The sequence below is a fragment of the Bacillus sp. COPE52 genome (assembly GCF_003355115.1).
GTDB classification, from domain to species: domain Bacteria; phylum Bacillota; class Bacilli; order Bacillales; family Bacillaceae_G; genus Bacillus_A; species Bacillus_A toyonensis.
In genome coordinates this window covers 5,058,716-5,078,788 of record NZ_CP031292.1, presented here as the reverse complement: position 1 = coordinate 5,078,788, position 20,073 = coordinate 5,058,716, and the positions used below count along the sequence as shown (strand labels likewise).

The following is a 20,073-nucleotide window of genomic DNA, read 5'->3' as shown; positions in this document are numbered from 1 at the left end:
CCTTTTGTTTATACACCAAGTAATTCTTTTAATTCGTCTGTTGATAGTTCAGTCATCCAACTATCACTTGTAATGACAGCATTGTTTAGTGATTGTTTTCGTTCTAACATTTCATCAATCTTCTCTTCTAATGTTCCTGTTGTAATAAGTTTGTGAACATGAACGAATCGTTTTTGACCAATACGATATGCACGGTCCGTTGCTTGATTTTCTACAGCTGGATTCCACCAACGATCGTAGTGAATGACATGATTAGCGGCAGTTAAGTTTAAGCCTGTTCCGCCAGCTTTTAAGGATAAGATGAAAATGTCATACGTTCCGTTTTGGAACTGTTCGATCATCTTATCACGCTCTTTCTTCGGCACACTGCCGTTTAAGAAGAGGACGCGCTGACAAAATGTTTCCTCTAATATGCTCTTTAGCATGTTTCCCATGCTGATGTATTGAGTAAAGATTAAACAGCTCTCATTCTGATCTTTAATATTTTCGATTAGTTCCATTACCGTTTTTGTTTTCATAGAACGTTCAACGATATCTTTCGGTTCTGTTTCTTTTAAATAAAGAGCAGGGTGATTGCAAATTTGTTTTAGTTTATTCAACATTAGTAATATGAACCCGCGACGTTCAATCCCGCTTAGCCCTTCAACATTTTGTAATGTATCTTGAACAAGTTGCTCGTATAAGGAAGCCTGTTCACCAGTTAGTGGGCAGTAAGCTTTCTGTTCCTGTTTATCTGGTAAGTTTAATGCGACTGTTTGATCTTTCTTCGTTCGACGCAGTAAAAATGGTGAGATAAAGCGTTGGACTTGTTGGATTTTTCTTTCATCACGGTCTTTTTCAATCGGTGTGACGAAGCGGCGCTGGAATTGTCCTAAACTGCCAAGATATCCATGATTAATAAAGTCGAAAATGGACCAAAGCTCGGCAAGTCGGTTTTCCATTGGTGTACCAGTTAAAGCAATTTTATGATTTGCCTGCAAGTTGCGTACTGCTTTCGACTGTTTCGTATGTGGGTTCTTAATATTTTGTGCTTCATCCAAAATAACAGCGTCCCAGCATAACGAAGTAAGTTCTTCCTCGTCAAGTTGAGCTAACGCATAAGACGTTAATACAACATCTGCTGATTGAAGAAAATCTTTAAATGAATCTCCCTTATCGCGGTTACTTCCATAATGTAATTGAACGCGTAAATTTGGTGCGAAACGCTCAAATTCTTTTTGCCAATTTCCAAGAACGGATGTCGGCGCCACGATTAATGCAGGACCTGTTTTGAGCTTGTTTTCTTTTACATATAGTAAGTAAGAGATCGTTTGAATACTTTTCCCAAGTCCCATATCGTCCGCTAATAATGCCCCAAATCCAAGTTGTCGTAAATATAATAACCATTCAATGCCGTGTTGCTGATACGGACGAAGTGTTGCGTTTAGTGAAGTAGGGACATCTACTTTTGGAATATCTCCAATATGGAGTAGCTTTTGGAATAGCTCTTCATAATATCCGTCTAGTTCGATTTCAATATCAGTAAACGGACTATCTTCTTCTACAATTTCTGTTTCAGCAGTGTTTGATAAATGTTGCTGGAGGACATCTTTCATTTCTAGTCCGTATTTATCGGCACGGTTCATTAGTTTTCTTACTTCTTCAATAAAGGCTGGATCCAGTCGCATCCATTGACCATTTATATTGAATAATCGTTTGTTTTGTTCAATGAGTTCGAAAAATTCGCTTTCCGATAAATCAATTCCGTTCGTTGAAATGCGCCAATCAAAGTTAACGAGCGTATTCATGCCGAAGAAAGATTGTGTTTGTGCTGTGCTTTGCTTCAGCTGTACACGCAGCTTCGGTTTTGCTGCTTTTAAATTTTGCCACCATGATGGTAATAAAATTGTAATACCAGCTGCAAGTAACTCGTCACTTGCTTCTGTTAAGAAATTCCATGCTTCTGTTTCAAACAGTTCTTTTCTGAACGTATCCTCTTCTTTTAGCCACGGTACGAGCTTACTAAAGCCTTCTTGCGTTTCCGTAATACGCTCTTCGTAATCGTGCCATCTTTTCGGTAAGGAATCGATGTTTTCATATACATATATGCGATGTGCCCCGCGCTTTGGTGCCACAATCGTTTCAAGCTTCCACATTTCAAATTCCTCTTGTGGTTCTTGCAGTCTTAGTCCAATTGTAAAGGGAAGGTCATCTTCAATGTAACCGATTTTTCGAAGCCAATCTTCTTCATGTAGCGCTGTTTCCAGCTGTCTTTTCGTAAAGTCGTAATGTTCGTATAGTCTCTTTGCATCTTCCCATCCGTCATTTGATCGGTTATCTTGCAATATACTTTCATTTACCGAGGTTGAGAAAAGCGTTGCTAATGTATCATCTTCGATTGGTGTATTTTGAACTTTCCAAGATGGTTGTTTGGACCAACGTTCCATATCGGGTACGAAGCTACCGCTTACGAAGGCATCCCATAATTCATTTGCATCTTTCGTAAGTGCTGTAATAGGATCGTTCATTTGAATATGTGCAAAGGAGTTCATCGGTTTGTTTGCGATGTATTCAAATGCTTGTGCGTTTGTTAGCATAACACCTTGTTTCCCTTCAAAGGTTGCTTCTTTTAGAAACGTGCCATAGAAGGAAGTGGCGTGCCATGTAAATGCATTTCGTTTCCAACTTGTTACGGATAATGGAGTACCGCTGTCATCTTCGCCCCAAAGGAACCAACCTTGACTAACATGCTGGAGCCTAATTGTTACTTCAGTTTGATTGATCATCGATTAATTTTCCTTTCCGTAATTCCTCTTGTAGTGCACGAAGGCGTGAATGTAGATTGGCGATATGAATAATGAAAGCATCCCATTCATCGGTGCGTTTTAAACGTTTATATAATGTACGTAATTTCTTTAAGTAGCGAACTGCACGTCTATATGATTTACGGTTTCGTTCTTCAATGGCCTCTACAGCAGCAAGATGATAAAGAGGAAGTGCCGCTTCTGGCGCTTCTTTTTCAATATCTTTCAATGGCTCTTTCAATAGTTCAATTGCTTCAAATCCATATAAGAGATGAAGTTCGGACCATGTACGATACTGCTTCTTCGCGAGTACGTATTGTTCGTAGTTTGTGAAACTATACGGTAATAGTTCTTGTAAAATCATTTCGAATCCAGCTTGTTCATTTGTATGCGTTGCATATGTTTCGTACATGATTACAAATAACCGAACGATATCTTTTATGAAGATTGTATCCTCGTGCTCATGTATGGTTTTCTTTACTTGTTTATACGTAAACGAAAGCCAGTTTTTTCCGCGATCCCACTGCATGGCGCTTAATAGCTCTTCTAACCAATAGAAATAAAGACTTACAACAGAAGCAGGCTGTTTTTTTAGTAAGTCCATTGCTAGTAGGTCTTCGTCATTTAAAAAGAATAGATGAGAAGAGGCTAATGCTTTGGAAAGTGGATTTATTTTCGTGACAATTCGTTTTTCTTCTTCTTGCAGTTGATCTTTATTGTTTAACAGTTCACTCCATATGTGACGATAAATAAAAAATCTCTCCTGTGTATAGGCATCAGTGGAGAAGAATACTTCGTGAACGAGACGAGCAGTTTCTTGTAAAATTGATTCAGACTCTGAAGGAATCGCTTCTGATTGTAGGTCCCGAACGATGGATTCCACTTTATCCACAAATAGGCGAACGACGTTAACAGGTTGGTGATAAGAATACGTTTTATTTACTTCGAATGCCTGAATTTCTTCTAATAATTTTTGAAAGCAATAAAGTGCCGCGTGTAGTCTGAACAATTCATGTATCGCAATGATACGCGGAGCTTTCCGCTCGAGTTTCGTATAGAAGTCTGTAAAAATACTCATAAGAAAATACATTTGTTTATAAGTAAGCCGAGCTTGTTCTTTTTTAAATGATTCATATTCGTTGTCAAAATATGATTGCCAACTTTTATAATCCGTTTCTTCAAAAGCTGATGATTGCAATACTTGTCTTGCAGTTCGAATAGGAGGAAGAGAAGGTTTCGTATTATTTTTAAATAAAGTTAATACATCTCCTACTTGCCCGAAACTAGACGCTGCAGATAGTAACACAGCGAGCATATGCTCACATTGCGTTGGTGCGAAGCAATCGCAATAGCTTTCAGCGACGTTACGAATCGGGATATGAACGCTATATACGCTGCCTTCAGCATCTACAGTTCCTGATAGCGTGTAACCATCAAAGTCAACGTTGTAGACAACACCACTACGATATAGGTGCCGAGCTGTAGCGACATGTTCCTGATCAGCTGTTTGCTGTGGATCTAGTCCTTGAACGAACTCATTCGCAATCATCATAATTTCATCTTTCGTAATTGAGTGTTGCAGCATAATATTCCTCCGTACACATATTTCTTTCCTTTACCATTATAAACAAAAAATGCTCAAAACAGAAAAAATGAAATTTAGATTATCATATCGTAACTGTGAATGGGAAGATGCTGTATCATTCTCTTGGTACAAATAATACGTTGAAACCAGGGGAAGTATCTGGTCCGACTCGTTAACGTAAGAAAGACTATCTCTTGTAATTGAGATAGTCTTTTTGCGGTCAGAAGCGTGTCTGCTTTAATGTCGCTTGTACATACGGATCATTTACTATTTGTTCGACTAGCGGTAGCATTGCTTGTTCGAATGGAATATCGATAGGAAATGGCTTTTGTGAGCCTGGTTTTATCCCGTATTGTACAATTTTGTAATGTATATTTCCTTCATGGCCGAGCACAATTAATTTATAGCGATTGTCATCGCCGGCGAGTGAAAAATCAATGGAAGTAGCATCATATGTTACTTCGTCTTTATATATATAAGGTTTTGGTGTACCAATCCAGTCTACTTTTGCTTGTACATTCATGATAATAGCCTCCTCATAGCTATTATAAATAAATAAAAGCCAGCTCTCAACAAAGAGAACCGGCTGTAATTTAGCAGTCATTGGTTATTTTAAAATTTTCACTTTAACAGTTTTGCGTCCCCATTTTTGGGCAGCGCTATCTGATCCAAGTAGAATGTCGATACGGTTACCTTTAATTGCACCACCAGTATCTCCAGCGATAGCTTCTCCATAACCTTCAACCCATACTTTAGATCCTAATGGGATTACTTTCGGGTCAACAGCGATCATTTTCATGTTTGGATTCGCAGTTAAATCATGACCCATTGCAGTTAATACACGGCCGCCATATGTGCCACCGTTTTCGCTCGGGTGAGCTGTATATGCTGTAGCTACAACTGTTAACTCACGACCACCAGAAGGTTCGCTAGTTTCAGCAGCTTTCACAGCAGGCTTAGCAGCTGGTTTTGCTTGTGCTACAGGTGCTTGAGCTTTAGCTGGTGCTGCAGCTTTAGCAGGAGCTGGTGTTTCTTGTTTCTCAATAACAGGTGCTGTACCTGTTAAGAAAGGAACATGAACATAAGCTGTTTTCCCGTTATATTCAAATTGTAACCACTCATTTTGTACTTGGTTCGTTGTTTCGATCATATCGTCCTTCTTCAACGTTCCAAGAATTTCTGAGTTTGTGTTCGCTTCAGCACGTACGTTTAATACGTTAGCTGTTACGTAGTAGATGCTTTTTGTGAACTCTGCACTTACGAATGCGTCTTTACCATCTAAAGTGATTTTTGACCATCCGTTCTCTGTATTTAGAACATCTATTTTATTACCGTTTAGTAATTTACCGACAACTTTTGATTCAGTAGTAGGGTTTTCGCGTACGTTTAGTACGTCTGTTGTTACAACAGTTTCTGCATTGGCAGATGATGTGAAAATCCCAAGACCAAAAACTGCTGCTGTTGCTATACCAATTAATTTTTTCATGATAGCCTCCATTGCGTTTGTTTTCGTGTCCTCATTATAGCAACAGATTTTTTCGGATTTGGGGAAAACACACAATTACAAACCATTCGTAATCAGTCGTTAACATCCTGTAATATAACAAAAAATATAGGAAAGCGTTTTTCATTCTATATGATTAGTAGGTTTCTAGTTATATTCAAAATATTTAATACAACATATTTTTTTCGGCGTAAATAAAAATGTTACGAGAGTATTACAAAACGTTTACTATACAGTTACATTCCTTGAGTATTTTACCGTTTTATGGGTAATATAGTTATATAAACATAAACATTTCGTTTGTGAAGCTATAAACATGTGCTATATACTAGTAAAAAAACCGCATAATTGTTACAAGAAGAAAAGGTTGCAAGGAAGGAATTTGCCCTTTTTTACATATGTAACACATCCTTTTTTGGGAAAATACATTCCCATCCGCATTTTTCTCGCACAATTTGGCAGCAGTATTTCTACCTTGTAGCTCTTGCAGAGTGAAAAGGTTATACGGAAGGTAAGGCTGTCTATAAGAATTCTAATTGGTGAAGGTGAAAGTAAGAGATTTGAAAGAAAATCACCGCAAAAATTATAGTTTTCTATCCGATTTAACATATCGGAATTTATGTTATTTACAAAAGTGAAACCTACGAAGGGGGATTTGATGAGGAAACTGACAAAGACATTCATCGTTTCATTAACATTATGTATTGCATTTACAATTTGGGGGATTATTCCCGAATCTATTATTGGACAAGGTAGCCTAGGAAATGTAACAACTGCAATTCAAACTGCACTAGTTAGTAAGTTTGGATGGTTTTATATTATTTCTGTTTCTATCGTTTTAGGTGTGTCCATCTTTTTAATTGTCTCGAAATACGGTTCTATTCGTTTAGGTAAAGATGATGACGAACCTGATTATAGTTATATGACATGGTTTGCTATGTTATTTAGTGCTGGTATGGGTATCGGTTTAGTTTTCTGGGGTGTTGCGGAACCATTAAACCATTTATACGCACCTCCGTTTGGAGATGGTGCAACTGAGGAAAGTGCGCGTCTTGCACTGCGTTTTTCATTTTTCCATTGGGGATTACATCCTTGGGGACTATATGCGTTTGTAGCGTTATGTATTGCGTACTTCACTTTTAGAAAAGGAAAAGCAAGTACAATTAGTGCGACAGTAGGTCCGTTATTTAAGGGCGGGGAACATGGGCGTATTGCTCATTCATTTGATGTGTTAGCTGTGTTCGCGACTGTGTTTGGTGTTGCGACATCATTAGGTCTTGGGGCAAAACAAATTGCAGGTGGTGTTAGCTATTTAACATCTATCCCTAATTCATTAACGACACAGTTAGTTATTATCGCAATCGTAACAGTTCTTTTCATGTTATCTGCGCAAACCGGTCTTGATAAAGGAATTAAATATTTAAGTAATACGAACATTATTTTGGCATTTGCACTTATGATAATTGTATTATTTGCAGGTCCAACAAACTTTATTATGAATTACTTCACTTCAACGATTGGTTCTTACATTCAGGAATTGCCAGGCATGAGTTTCCGTTTAAGTCCATTGGATGAAGGCGGAAATCAATGGATCCAGTCTTGGACAATTTTCTATTGGGCATGGTGGATTGCATGGTCACCATTCGTAGGTACATTTATTGCTCGTGTGTCACGAGGGCGTACGATTCGTGAGTTTGTTATTGGTGTGTTACTTGTTCCGACCGTAATTGGTGCACTTTGGTTCTCTGTTTTCGGCGGGACTGGTATTCATATGGAGCTGTTTGGTGATGCGCATATCTTCGACAAAGTGAAAGAGATGGGAACAGAAGTAGGATTATTCGCTATGTTCGATCAGATGGGTAGCTTTGGATCAGCTTTATCAGTTTTAGGTATTCTACTTATTGCAACATTCTTTATTACATCAGCAGATTCTGCGACGTTTGTTTTAGGAATGTTAACGACGCATGGTAGTTTAAATCCACCGAACCGCATTAAAATGGTTTGGGGTATCGTTCTAGCCGCGATAGCTTCTACCTTATTATATGTTGGCGGATTAGAAGCATTGCAAACGGCAGCTATTATTGCGGCATTCCCATTCGTCTTTGTTATTTTCTTTATGATGGCAGCATTATTTAAAGAATTGCAAAAAGAAGGACGTATGAAGCAACATAAATAATAGAAGGAAAAGGGCTGATTTCATATCAGCCCTTTTTTATCCCTCTATTTGTGGCAATAAGACACCCACCTCAAAATTCAGCTAAAGCAAAGAAGTTAAGTGGGGGATGAAAAAAGCCCCACTGATTAAAGTTTCATTTTATATAGAAGAGATTTTAAATACAAATCAGGGAAATAAAATACTGTACTATATAAGTAGTATGCCTTTTATACGAAGAAAAAATGATAACTTTCGACAACATTCGATATTTTATGAATTCTATTCATATTTTTGTCAAAAATATGTCGGAAATGTGTTGTCACTTTTATGTATATGTGCTATATTATTTCCTGTAAGCGATTTCAAATAGTTTTAAAGCGCATTCAAGGGGGACATCTAGAATAATGAAACGTTACGAAAGAAAGTGGAAGCATATTTGTTTGAAACGTGTGGCACATCGAAATGTGCAAGAAAGCACGGAACCTAAGACTGAAACGCGCAAAGATCAGCAAGAGAAGCAATTGGTTCTACAAAAATAGCAATCACTTTTTCGTATATAAATGAAGGTCGATCGTTCGTTGGGGGATGGACGTGAAATTACTTTCAGCTAAGGGGTATTGTCTGATATATAATTTATACGGCAATAAATAAGCACAGAGCATACGGCGCTCTGTGCTTATTTTTATTATTTATCTTTTTTGAATCGAACGGTTTTATCCCAGCCGATGACTTGTTTCTTGCTCTTTGCACGTAAGTATAAGATTAGACTGCGAATAAATAAATACGTGAAGAGCTGTGCGTACGTAAAGTACATGATGACGCTAATAAAAATATTCGTCGGTGTAAAGGTTCGTTCGACGCTCTGGGCACTAAATAATTGCGAAACATATGTAATATATGCAACATACCACATAAATAGTAACGGAATACTATATTGAATCTGGAATATCCCGAGTAGTCCAATGACAAACCAAACGTTTGAAATGATTAAAAATAGCCAAAATACGACATACACTAACACTTGCTGTAAGGAATGGACAAGAAGTTTCCCTTTAAAGAAACTTAATGAAGAAAACATCTTTTCTAAAATATAGAGGTTTCCTTGGAGCCAACGTGTACGTTGTTTAATAAGAATTTTTAAATGCTCAGGTTCTTGTTCCCATGTAATCGATTCTGGAACGATTGGTAAGAGATAGCCTTTTTGTGTAATTCGTAATGTTAATTCAGCGTCTTCTGCAATTGCATAAGGATCATAGCCACCAAGCTCTTCTAAGGCAGAGCGACGAAGAAGCATGTTCGTTCCTGTTAGTGAACCTGTTTGGAATAGTAACCAGCGTCCAGATTGCATAAGGAGCTGGAAGATTTGAAACTCTAGTGAAATCATTCGTGTCAGCCAGTTTCTGTTTTCATTGACTGTACGAACGTGTCCAACAGCCCCAACGGCATCTTTGGTTGTTTCAGCATGTTCGACAAGCATTCGCAGAGCATGTGGTTCAGGTTGATTGTCTGCATCGTAAACGCAGAAATATTCACCATCCGAAATACTAAGCCCATAGTTTAATACACGTGATTTTCCTTTTGGTTCACCAGGCGGGACACGAATGTGACGGATATGAGCATAAGCTTTGTCAAAGTCATCACCAATTTCAGGTGTTTCATCCTGAGAATTATCGTTTAATAAATAAACAGTTAGTTTGCCTGGATATTCAATCTTTGCCATCGCCTCTAACGTATCTTTAATAACGACCCCTTCATTATGGGCGGGTATTAAAATATCAACGCTCGGATAATGTTCTAGCGTACGATCTTTTCGTTTACTATTTCGGTGAATTAAGCCTGCGAGTGTTAAGAAAGAATAATAAACGAGTAAGCCAGAGAATAGAAAGGCTGTAAAAATAAGTACGTATTTAATTGAAAATGCGATGCTAATCCAAAAAACGAGTACACAGAATAAAAGAAATAAAAGGAGTATAACAAGCGTCATCATAATAATGTCGGTCCTTTACTTCCGATTTGCTCTCGCGAAATTTTTATATCTTGAATTGCTTCAGCAGCAAGCCATTGCCCCATTTTTGGCTGTAGGCGGTTCATTACAATGTTAGCACCAGCTTCATTTGTGTTTTGTAGTAAAATAACCAGTGTATTGCTATCGTATTCAGCAGCAAGGTCAAAGTCATTTCTTACCGTTTCAACTAATAATGAAGCTACACGGTCCATGACGCTTTCTTTCGTGTATTTACTAAAGGAAGCAAAATCGAAGTAAATGATAATACCTGATTCATTGCGACGATTCATTGCAGTTATTAATAATGCTTGTCTTCTTTCGAATTCTTGTCTCGTTAATAATTTTGATTCTCCAATGTATTGTTCTAGCGTTCTCACACGTTCAGTTAATTCTTTATTTTCATGAATAACTTTCTTTAATAGATGTGTTGAGATATAAACAATGAAGAAGTTTGCTACCATCAGGAAGTGAGTAATAATGTACTCCCATTGATCTGATGTACTCCATAAGTAAAGCCACGCTTGATAGAATAAATAGAATACCGAAATAATGGTTCCCAATATGAAGAAAACAAATGCGGTTTTATCAGGCAAAAATAGAAATAGTACATTAACGATTACATATATAATTGTAAAAATGAGAGCATGCTCATAATGCGTCACATGTACAGTTGTAAAATAAAATAAAATTTGTAAAATCCACATAGAGAAGACTTTATAGAAATTATTTTTCACAAACGTTCCTCCTTAAAGGTAATTCAGGCAAGGATACTTGTAGTATGCGCAATTAATAAGGATTAGACCATGTAACTGCAATTCTTTTTTAATAGAACAAAATGAAGTAGTATCTCCCTTGCACAAGAAAAAATAAACAGACTTACTAATTATTGTATCATAATGTTTTTATATTTCATCATAAAGTATTTTGTATATATAAAAATATATTTATACATACAAAAAAACCTCCTCTATGGAAAGAGGAGATTTGATATAAATTTATAGGAACATCATACCTGCAACTGCTGCGTTTAAGAAGTTCGCTAGTGTACCAGCGATAACTGCTTTAATCCCTAATTGTGCAATTTGTTTACGGCGAGTAGGAGCTAACGTTCCAGTTACACCTAATTGAATTGCAATAGAAGAGAAGTTTGCGAATCCACAGATTGCGAATGTTAAAATCAGATTTGTTTTTGCAGAGAAATCTGCCATATGTGGTCCTAAGTTTGCGTATGCAACGAATTCGTTGATTGCAAGTTTTTGACCGATAAAGCTTGCTGCTTGTATAGCTTCACCTGGAGAAACCCCGATTAAGATTGCAAATGGTGATAATAAGTAACCGAAGATTAAATCTAGGCTAAGTTTAATATCGAACCAAGAACCAACCCATCCTAATAATCCATTTAATAAAGCGATTAATGCGATGAAAGCCATTAACATTGCTGCTACGTTAATAACAAGTTGCATACCTTCAGATGCACCACGTGCAGCGGCGTCGATAACGTTTGCGTCTTCACGTTCTGTAGAAAGCTCAACGTTATTATCTACTTCTTCTGTTTCCGGCATAATTAGTTTTGCAATTAATAAACTTGATGGAGCTGCCATAATTGCTGCTGCTAATAAGTGTTCTAACGGAATTCCCATCGCTGCATAGCCGACAAGAACTGATCCGGCAACAGCCGTCATACCACTTACCATAATAGTGAAGAACTCACTATTTGTTAAGCGTGCTAAGTAAGGTTTGATTAAGATTGGTGCCTCAGTTTGTCCTAAAAATACAGTTGTTACTGAGTTTAAACTTTCTGCTTTAGAAGTTCCAAGAAGTTTACTTAATGCACCACCAACGACACTAACAAATTTCTGCATAATACCGAAATGATATAAGATTGCTACTAATGAACTAATAAATACAATTGGAAGTAGTGCTTGAATAAAGAAGACAAATCCCCAAGGGCCTTTTGCGTTGACTAAATCCCCAGCAACGAACCTAATTCCCTCGTAAGAAAAATTAATTAATCCTTGAACACCATCAGCAGCGTGTTTTAAACCTGCTTTACCAGCATCCCAGCGTAATACGATAAATGAAAATGACATTTGTAATGCTAGCGCGATTAAAATTGTGCGCCAATTAATAGCTTTGCGGTTGGAAGATAGTAAAAAAGCAATTGCTAATACTCCAATCACGCCGCCAATTCCCCATAAAAGATTCATGCAGTGTATGCTCCTTCCTCATAGTAAAAAAGTGTATAAACCAGTTGTCTATACTTTTGCGAATATAACATCTTAAGTAACTTATCATAATGGACATCGGAGGTCAAACGTCTAACGAAAAGTTTAAATAAAAAGAAAATTCTTCAAAAAAACACATATGAAATGAATAGACATGAAATAGGTTATGTTTTTTGTGGGAATATATTCATTGTGATAACGTTTTGAGTGATTTTTATAGAATATAGTGTACGAAATAGGAAAATGAACGCATAATTTTTGTGTGGAGAAAGAACGAAAGGGGATTACTATATAGAGTTTTTTTTAAAAAGAGCCTTCTAGTAATCTAGAAGGCTCTGAAACTATAACTTAAGGTGCTTTCGTATAACCTAAGAAGTGGCTCTTCCAATAAGAGTTACTTAGTGAAGCAATTGCTACACCTTTATCTCCAGATTGGATAAATGATCCGCCCCCAAGGTAAATTCCCATATGAGAAGGACCTGCTTTATAAGTGTTTTGGAAATAAATTAAGTCGCCTGGTTGTGGACTTGAAGTTTTCGGTAAGCTGCTCCAATATCCTGCAACACTTTGACGGCTAATGTTATGACCAAATTTCTTAAATACGTGGTAGATGTAACCACTGCAGTCAACACCGTTAGCAGAAGTACCGCCCCAAACGTATGGTACACCTTGCATAGATTTCGCGTATGCAAGTAGAGAAGAAGTGTCACCGCTGTTGTTGCCTGTATTGTTGTTGTTGTTTTGATTGTTGTTATTTTGATTATTATTGTTGTTAGGCTTATCTACTGCACCACCAACTGGTGTTTTAGATAGGAAACGTGTTCCGATATAACCATTTTGGCCATTATAGTTAATTTTACTCCATCCAGAGTTTTCAGAGATTACTTGCACCTTCTGTCCTTGTGAAAGTGCCCCTATGATTCTATAATTTGTACCTTCGCCACTACGTACATTTAGTGCAGAAGCATTAATGTAGTAGTCACCAATTGCACCTTGGTTAGGTTTTTCAGGTTGTTTTGGTTGTTCAGGAGTAGCAGTGCCACCTTTAACGAATTTTACAAACTCGCTACTCACAAAACCAGTTTTTCCTTGGTAATTAACTTTAAACCAGCTACCATCAGATCCAACTACGTTTAATGTTGTACCATTTAACACGCCGCCAATTACACTATGGTAAGCAGCAGGGCCTGTACGAACACGTAGAGACGTTGCGTTAACAACGTAAGTACCACCAGTTTGAACAGTTACGTTATTGTTTTGATTGTTGCCTTGTGAACCGTTTTCGTTAGAACCGCCCTTTGTTACGTAGTCTTTACTTATGTAGGCAGCTTGTCCTGCATAATTGATTTTGAACCAATCTTGAACTTCGCCAACAACTTGTACTACTTGTCCTTTTGTAATAGAAGCTATAGTTGTGTGAGAAGTGCTAGGACCTGTACGAACACGAAGGGAAGATACATTTACTGTATAGTTTCCGCTTGCTGGTTGTACAGTTTGTTGATTCGTATCGTTTGTAGCTCCTGTATTTGCAGAAACACCTGATACGAATTGGCCACTAACGTAACCAGTTTGTCCATTGTGGTTGATTTTCACCCAACCATTTTCTTGACCAATTACGTTTAATGTTTGTCCTTCATACACGCGTCCTGAAACAGAACTAGAAGTGTTAGGAGCCGTACGTACACGTAATACATCGGCAGTAACTTTATTCTTTCCACCTGTTGTACTTACATTGGAATTAGTTGCTCCCTTTTTTGATACAAATTCGCCACTGACAAAGCCAGTTTTTCCATTATGGTTAATTTTGAACCAACCATTTTCTTCGCCAATCACGTCTAATGATTGACCGTTATAAACACGAGAGATGATATCTTGAGAAGTGCTTGATCCTGCACGAACATGTAATACATCAGCATTTACCGTGTAAGATGAAGTGTTAGGTGCAGAAGCTTGTACAGTTTGTGTAGCAGCTTTTTGTGTATTTTGTTCCGGGGCAGCTTGCACACTATCAAGTGTAGGTGCTGCTCCTCCTGCTACAGAAACTGCGGCAAGACCGGCAAGGTATTTTTTCATAGTTTGTCGATTCCTTTCTGTCTGTAATGTAGTGAAGAAAAATTTACCAACTATTAAAAATTCTAAAAGGCATGTCGATTACTGTCAAGACTTATGCGGGAAACTGAATGTGACAAAAAGATTACAAGAAAAAATCAAGGTATGAATTTCTACCTTGATTTTGATTTAAATACATATATTAACATTAGAGGGGATGGTAATTATTCGTATTTAAGAAGATGGTGTGTTCGATTTTAAAAGGCTTTGAGAAAATGATTTTTGTATTGTTTTTGTAATGGGGCCAACTTGACCATCTTGAATCGCAGCTCCATCAAGGTGAGTCATCGGTAAGATTTCAATCGTCGTGCCTGTAAAGAAACATTCATCGGCTTGGTAAACGTCACGAATGCTAAAAAGTTCTTCTTGTACAGGAATGTGAAGAGTATTAGCTAAAGAAAGGACATACTGACGAATAATTCCGTTTAAAATAAGATGATTGGCTGGATGTGTGTAGAGTGTTCCATTTTTAATTAAAAAGAAGTTGGAACGGCTACCTTCAGTTACAATACCATTTCGTACGAGAAGGGCTTCTTTACAACCTTTGCGTTCAGCTTTCGTAGCAGCTAATACATTTGGTAGTAAATTTAATGATTTAATATCACAGCGAAGCCAGCGAGTATCTGGTTCTGATATAGCACGTACACCATATTCAATCCATAAAGCCAGTCTTTCCTTTTTTGTGATATAGGCATAGATTGTCGGGGGAATGTCATATGAGAATGCATGAGTACGAGCTTGTACACCGCGAGATACTTGCAAATAAATGGTTCCATCTTCGTAGAAATTATTACTTTCAATGAGTTTGTAAAGTAAGGTGATGAGCTCTGCTTTTGAGAAAGGGAGCGATAATTCTATTTCTTCTAGGGAGCGATATAGTCTTGTTATGTGCGGATCTAATAAGTGAAAGTTTCCGTTGTAGAGCCGCATTACCTCGTAGACACCATCTCCAAATTGCAAGCCTCTTTCTTCTAGTTCTATGTATGTTTTTTGTTTTGTTGTATCAATAACTGCATCATTCCAAAGTACAAATCTTTCATATGCCAATTTCCATCCCATCCTTTCGTAAGTACTGAAGTAAGGTGAAACTTTGATTAATCGAGCTATACGGTTAGACCATCCATATGATTTTTGAATCCGGCCAAATTTTGAAGTGGGATTCCTATTGCTAGTTAACGCGGCATAAAATCGCTATAGTAATTTTTATGTTAGCAATACTCTACATATGACGTATATGTATTTGTAAATAATAGGGAAGTAATAGAGATTTATAGCATTTTGTATATACAAATTCGAAAATAAGAAATAATAATCCTGCCTATAAATAAAAAAAAGCAACATTCATATGGAATGCTGCAAAAGGAGGGTAGCTATCTTTCATAGGGATATCATCTTATTGAAGGTTTTGTACATGAGAACAAAACACTTTAAAAGACAATTAAAAGAAAGTAGAAAACAAACGGTTCGCATATTTCTTTAAGGGATCTTATTGAAGATGAGAGATAAGAAATATGTAGAACCTCGTTTGCATATTTTATTATAGAGATGTTTCGTTAATGTGGTGTGAATATTTGGTAAAGGTTATGTAATTTTAAAGTTAATGAATAGGAGAAGAAGGATAGCGGAAAATAAAAAAGAGGCTGAGATTACTCAGCGCTCTTCTTTTCTTCTTTAATAGCTGTTTTTACTTCACCAGTTTTAATCTTGTTACTTTCAGAGAAGCGAAGTAAGTCACCTTCAATGAGTTTGTCTGACATGTTCAATTCATTTTGAGCACGATCAATGAGTGGTTGAGATTCTTCTTTCGGTAATTGTACAACTTCGCCAGTAGCACGGTCGTAGAATGTACTGTTCGTATACATGTACTTATCTGTAATGAAGCTACCGTCACGAAGAACAACGAATCCTTTATTATCAGGTGAGAATACGTCATGGCCAAATTGAATTTGATTCGTAGAATCTACACCAAGTAAGTTTAGAATAGTTGGTTTAATATCAATTTCACCAGTTGGTTTTGAAATTGTTTTACCTTCTTTTTGACCTGGAACGTGAATAAACATCGGTGTTTTTTGTAAGTTCATATGGTCAAATGCAGTAATTTCTTCTTTTCCTAAGAACTGTGCCATTGCACGGTTATGGTTTTCAGAAATACCATAGTGATCACCGTAGAATACGATCACAGAGTTGTCGTAAATGCCTTCTGCTTTTAGACGCTCAATAAAATGTTTCATTGCTTCGTCTAAATAGCGAGCAGTTACCATGTAACGGTCAAACACGCCATCACCAGAATTATATTCATCGATTAATTTCGTGTTGTCATCATAAGTGAATGGGTAATGGTTTGTTAAAGTAAGGAAGCGAGTGTAGAACGGTTGCTTCACTTCTTTTAACATATCGATAGATTGATCGAAGTATTCGATATCTTTTAATCCCCAATTTAATTTTGTTTCTGGCGTAATCTTGTAGTCAAGCTCGTTGTAGTAACGATCATAACCAAGTGCCGGATACATAATGTTACGGTTCCAGAATGTTGCGTTGTTTGCGTGGAATACCGATGTGTGGTACCCTTGCTGACGTAAAATTTCTGGAGTTGCTGTGTATTCGTTGTTACCGTGTGTGAAGAATACAGCACCACGGTCTAGTGGATATAAAGAAGTATCTACTAAGAATTCAGCATCAGATGTTTTACCTTGCCCAGTTTGATGGAAGAAGTTATCAAAGTAATAACTTTCTTTCGTAAATTGGTTTAAGAATGGTGTAACTTCTTGTCCGTTAACTGTTGCGCCAATTAAGAATGTTTGTAATGACTCAAGAGAGACAACAATTACGTTTTTTCCTTTTGCAGTACCGAACATATTTGGATCTGGTTTACTTTGTGTTGTTTTCACATAGTTTTCTGTTTCTTGTAATTTACTACCGTCGGCAAATGCCTTTTGTGAACTTGACTTCGCTTGTAAGCCAAGATCGTATGCTTGGTGTACATATAATCCTAAGTTTTTAACAAGCATAACGCGGTCGAATGAACGTGTTAATAGTTCTGGACGTTCAGCTTCTGCAAACCCTAGGTTTACGAAGAAAATAGCAACTGTTGACACGAAGTATAGAGAACGCATCGGACGTGCTACACGCTCTGTCGGTGCAAAGTTTTTCTTCTTCTTTAATAAGATGAAGAATACGATAATATCCGCAAATGCAAGGATAATTTTGTAGTTAAATAATTCTTTTACACTAGAACCTAAGCTTCCAAAGTTAGAAGTTTGCCCTAGTACTGGTAAAGTAACGAAGTCGTTGTAGAATCCGTAGAACATTACGTTACCAACAAGAATGAACGTTAAAACAAAATTAATTCCAAGTGCTATATAGTTACGTTTTTTTCCTTTTGCAAATAATGCAAGTCCCACAAACAGTAATGATGCTGCTAATGGACTAATGAATAAAATGAATTCTTGCATGAAAGATTCAAGTTTTAAATCAAAGCTTGTGCGTGTAATAATGTAGGTTTTCAGCCATACGGCTAAAGCTACGAATAAAGTGAAACGCACATTTTGAAATTGTGATTTCAAGGTTTCTTTCATTCATTTCCACCCTTTCTCTATCAGGCTTGGTCGATTTTGGAGCGAAAAATGTTAAAATAAAAAATACATAGTTTCTTTTGCCATAATTAGAGCTTCTATATTCACCCATATACGACTTTAACTATGCATACCCTTTTTTGGTTTCTTTTGCTGCTCATAAGTATAACGTCATTTCTGTATTATACAACAAAATTCATTTCTGAGAAACACTATAACATTTTACATTTTTTGTATGTGTTTTGTCACTACCAGAGAAAACTTTATCATTCGTTTATATGTCCGTCAACTAGAAAATATAACAAAGATAGAGAATAATGTTAAGTGAAAGTGAAAATTTTCATGGTTGAGAAATAAGAAGTGGAAATATGTAATGGTTTGTCTAGAAAACTATTATATGAAGGAAAGGATATGAAAATTAACGAACACTTGTTCTTTTTAAGTTTGTTTGTTAAAATAAAAATTCATTGATAGATTATGTGTAATTTTGATGAACTTTTACTGGTAATATATTGTAGCTTATTTCTTTTAAAAAATAGGGGGGCTTTTACATGAAACAAAAATTTTCAGTTGAAGCGTTTTGGAAAAAAGTAAAGCATGTTGCAAAGCAAGCCGGACAGTCGGTCATTTATGCCAGTTTATTACTGTTTTACGTTTTGCAAAGACCTGATGTTCCAAAGCGGGTGAAAATTATTGTAATTGGAGCACTTGCTTATTTTATTGCGCCGATTGATGCCATCCCAGATTTCATTGCTGGAGTTGGTTATACGGACGATTTAGGGGCATTAACGGCCGCACTAATACAGGCGTCATTATATGTCAATGAAGATGTGAAAGATAAGGCACGAGTGAAGTTGGCAGAATGGTTTGGTTCGGATATAGACACATCATTTATCGATCAGAAATTAGATCAATAGGTGAGAACTGTCATAGAGTGACAGGGCGAACGTAAGCGAGGAAGTGCATTATGCCATCAGGAAAAACGCATACGAAAATAAACTTAATATCCCTTCCGGTTGTTTTGTTTCTGCTCTTTTCGTATGGATTAACAAATTTTGATTTTTTATTAACTTTTGCAATTGGCTTTTTAGTAGGTACTTCATTTTTAACACCTGATTTAGATACGTACAGTAATGCGTATAATAAATGGGGATTCCTGCGTATATTTTGGTATCCGTATAAGAAAGTAATGCCACATCGTTCCTTTCTTACACATACGATTATACTTGGTGATGTAATTCGTATTGCATACATGTTAATCGTATTTTCTCCGTTTTTATTTCTATTAAATGTAATAGCACTGGACGGGAACTTAATAGAAATTGCGAAAAAACATGAGGTGGAAATTAAAACGTTCCTAATGGGAATTGTTGTGGCGAGCACGCTTCACATTATAGCGGATAAAACGAATACGCGCCGAAAGAAAATGATGAGAAAAAAGAAGAAACGAAGAAGATAAAGTGAAACTTTAATCGGTAGGGGCATCCCCCGCTAATTATTAGCTCACACTAATCGGAAAAAGGACACTTGCAATTTGCAAGTGTCCTTTTTTAAACAAACGTTTGTTTAAAGTTAAGCTTTCAGCACTTTAATTCCTTTTACAATGTTCCAGATGAAGTAGTATAAGCTGATGATTCCGCAAATAGCTAAGACAATCATTGCTCCAATTCCAAGTGTTACATCTGGTTGGTCCGATCCGATGCCCATAATTCCTAAAATGGCTACGCCGATAAATGTAGCGATACTTGGAATGATATGTGTCCATAGAGCACGTTTTGCATGTGGCTTTGTTTCAGCATCCCCCACAATCCAAACGATGATTGGGAATAAGATAGGGGCAAATAGTACACTAAAGTATGATAAAGCAGCTAGTATTTTGTTTCCATTCATATATATCACCTCATAAATAATTTCCGTTGTTATACTATTATTATGCAGTAATTTTTACAAGCTTACTATCGATGAACATTACAAGAACGTGACGATTTTGTAAGATTTTTTCTTTAAATAATAAAATTTTCAAAAAAATCTTTTTTTATGGAAAATGCTGTGATAAAGTATAAATGGGATTAGATGAAAACGTTTTCTTGAACGTTTTTTATTTTTAGACTTAAAGGTATGATGACCTGATAGTC

At 36.7% G+C, this 20,073-nt stretch carries 15 protein-coding genes; 4 read left to right on the top strand and 11 right to left on the bottom strand.

Features of this window, described 5'->3' with window-relative positions; genetic code table 11:
* Positions 1-8: 8 nt before the first annotated feature.
* The 4 genes from DPQ31_RS25840 to DPQ31_RS25825 all read right to left on the bottom strand — a co-directional run bounded on the left by DPQ31_RS25840 (position 9) and on the right by DPQ31_RS25825 (position 5,854).
* The gene (locus DPQ31_RS25840; protein WP_208731196.1) at positions 9-2,765 is read right to left on the bottom strand and encodes a DEAD/DEAH box helicase; all 2,757 of its coding nucleotides are present in this window, start codon (positions 2,763-2,765) and stop codon (positions 9-11) included.
* A complete protein-coding gene (locus DPQ31_RS25835; RefSeq protein ID WP_098657168.1) occupies positions 2,749-4,368 on the bottom strand; it encodes an SWIM zinc finger family protein in 1,620 nt (539 codons plus the stop codon). Before DPQ31_RS25835 ends, DPQ31_RS25840 begins: the two co-directional genes overlap by 17 nt.
* Before the next feature lie 220 nt (positions 4,369-4,588).
* Positions 4,589-4,891, bottom strand: coding sequence for a DUF3910 family protein (locus tag DPQ31_RS25830; protein WP_001102519.1), 303 nt, complete (start codon positions 4,889-4,891; stop codon positions 4,589-4,591).
* 84 nt (positions 4,892-4,975) lie between these two features.
* Positions 4,976-5,854, bottom strand: a complete 879-nt coding sequence (locus DPQ31_RS25825) for a cell wall-binding protein EntA (protein WP_000733305.1) — start codon at positions 5,852-5,854, stop codon at positions 4,976-4,978.
* A 676-nt stretch (positions 5,855-6,530) separates the two neighbouring features.
* Here DPQ31_RS25825 and opuD point away from each other — a divergent pair.
* Both opuD and DPQ31_RS29455 read left to right on the top strand, forming a co-directional pair.
* Entirely contained in the window at positions 6,531-8,048 is a 1,518-nt protein-coding gene (gene opuD, locus DPQ31_RS25820; protein ID WP_001230123.1) for a glycine betaine transporter OpuD, read from the top strand.
* Between the two features lie 383 nt (positions 8,049-8,431).
* Positions 8,432-8,566, top strand: a complete 135-nt coding sequence (locus tag DPQ31_RS29455) for a hypothetical protein (RefSeq protein ID WP_000833064.1) — start codon at positions 8,432-8,434, stop codon at positions 8,564-8,566.
* A gap of 146 nt (positions 8,567-8,712) precedes the next feature.
* Here the strand turns inward: DPQ31_RS29455 and DPQ31_RS25815 are convergent, their stop codons facing one another.
* From DPQ31_RS25815 to DPQ31_RS25790, 6 genes are all read right to left on the bottom strand, one after another.
* Entirely contained in the window at positions 8,713-10,014 is a 1,302-nt protein-coding gene (locus tag DPQ31_RS25815) for a glycosyltransferase family 2 protein (protein WP_000988737.1), read from the bottom strand.
* Positions 10,011-10,766 carry a diguanylate cyclase domain-containing protein gene (locus tag DPQ31_RS25810; protein WP_000794326.1) on the bottom strand — a complete coding sequence of 252 codons (756 nt, stop codon included), beginning with the start codon at positions 10,764-10,766 and terminating at the stop codon, positions 10,011-10,013. Before DPQ31_RS25810 ends, DPQ31_RS25815 begins: the two co-directional genes overlap by 4 nt.
* A gap of 261 nt (positions 10,767-11,027) precedes the next feature.
* Positions 11,028-12,239 carry a NupC/NupG family nucleoside CNT transporter gene (locus DPQ31_RS25805; protein WP_001051031.1) on the bottom strand — a complete coding sequence of 404 codons (1,212 nt, stop codon included), beginning with the start codon at positions 12,237-12,239 and terminating at the stop codon, positions 11,028-11,030.
* Between the two features lie 366 nt (positions 12,240-12,605).
* Positions 12,606-14,330 carry an SH3 domain-containing protein gene (locus tag DPQ31_RS25800; protein WP_208731195.1) on the bottom strand — a complete coding sequence of 575 codons (1,725 nt, stop codon included), beginning with the start codon at positions 14,328-14,330 and terminating at the stop codon, positions 12,606-12,608.
* Between the two features lie 210 nt (positions 14,331-14,540).
* A complete protein-coding gene (locus DPQ31_RS25795; RefSeq protein WP_208731194.1) occupies positions 14,541-15,425 on the bottom strand; it encodes a D-amino-acid transaminase in 885 nt (294 codons plus the stop codon).
* Positions 15,426-16,012: 587 nt separating this feature from the next.
* On the bottom strand, positions 16,013-17,941 hold the full coding sequence (locus DPQ31_RS25790) for an LTA synthase family protein (RefSeq protein WP_000665340.1): 1,929 nt from the start codon (positions 17,939-17,941) through the stop codon (positions 16,013-16,015).
* Between the two features lie 548 nt (positions 17,942-18,489).
* Between DPQ31_RS25790 and DPQ31_RS25785 the strand changes: the two genes are divergently transcribed.
* Both DPQ31_RS25785 and DPQ31_RS25780 read left to right on the top strand, forming a co-directional pair.
* Positions 18,490-18,855 carry a YkvA family protein gene (locus DPQ31_RS25785; RefSeq protein ID WP_000810376.1) on the top strand — a complete coding sequence of 122 codons (366 nt, stop codon included), beginning with the start codon at positions 18,490-18,492 and terminating at the stop codon, positions 18,853-18,855.
* A 50-nt stretch (positions 18,856-18,905) separates the two neighbouring features.
* On the top strand, positions 18,906-19,397 hold the full coding sequence (locus DPQ31_RS25780) for a metal-binding protein (protein WP_001139015.1): 492 nt from the start codon (positions 18,906-18,908) through the stop codon (positions 19,395-19,397).
* Between the two features lie 113 nt (positions 19,398-19,510).
* Here the strand turns inward: DPQ31_RS25780 and DPQ31_RS25775 are convergent, their stop codons facing one another.
* Positions 19,511-19,828: a magnetosome magnetite crystal formation protein family gene (locus DPQ31_RS25775; RefSeq protein WP_001014094.1), complete on the bottom strand. Its 318-nt coding sequence runs from the start codon at positions 19,826-19,828 to the stop codon at positions 19,511-19,513.
* Between the last annotated feature and the right edge of the window lie 245 nt (positions 19,829-20,073).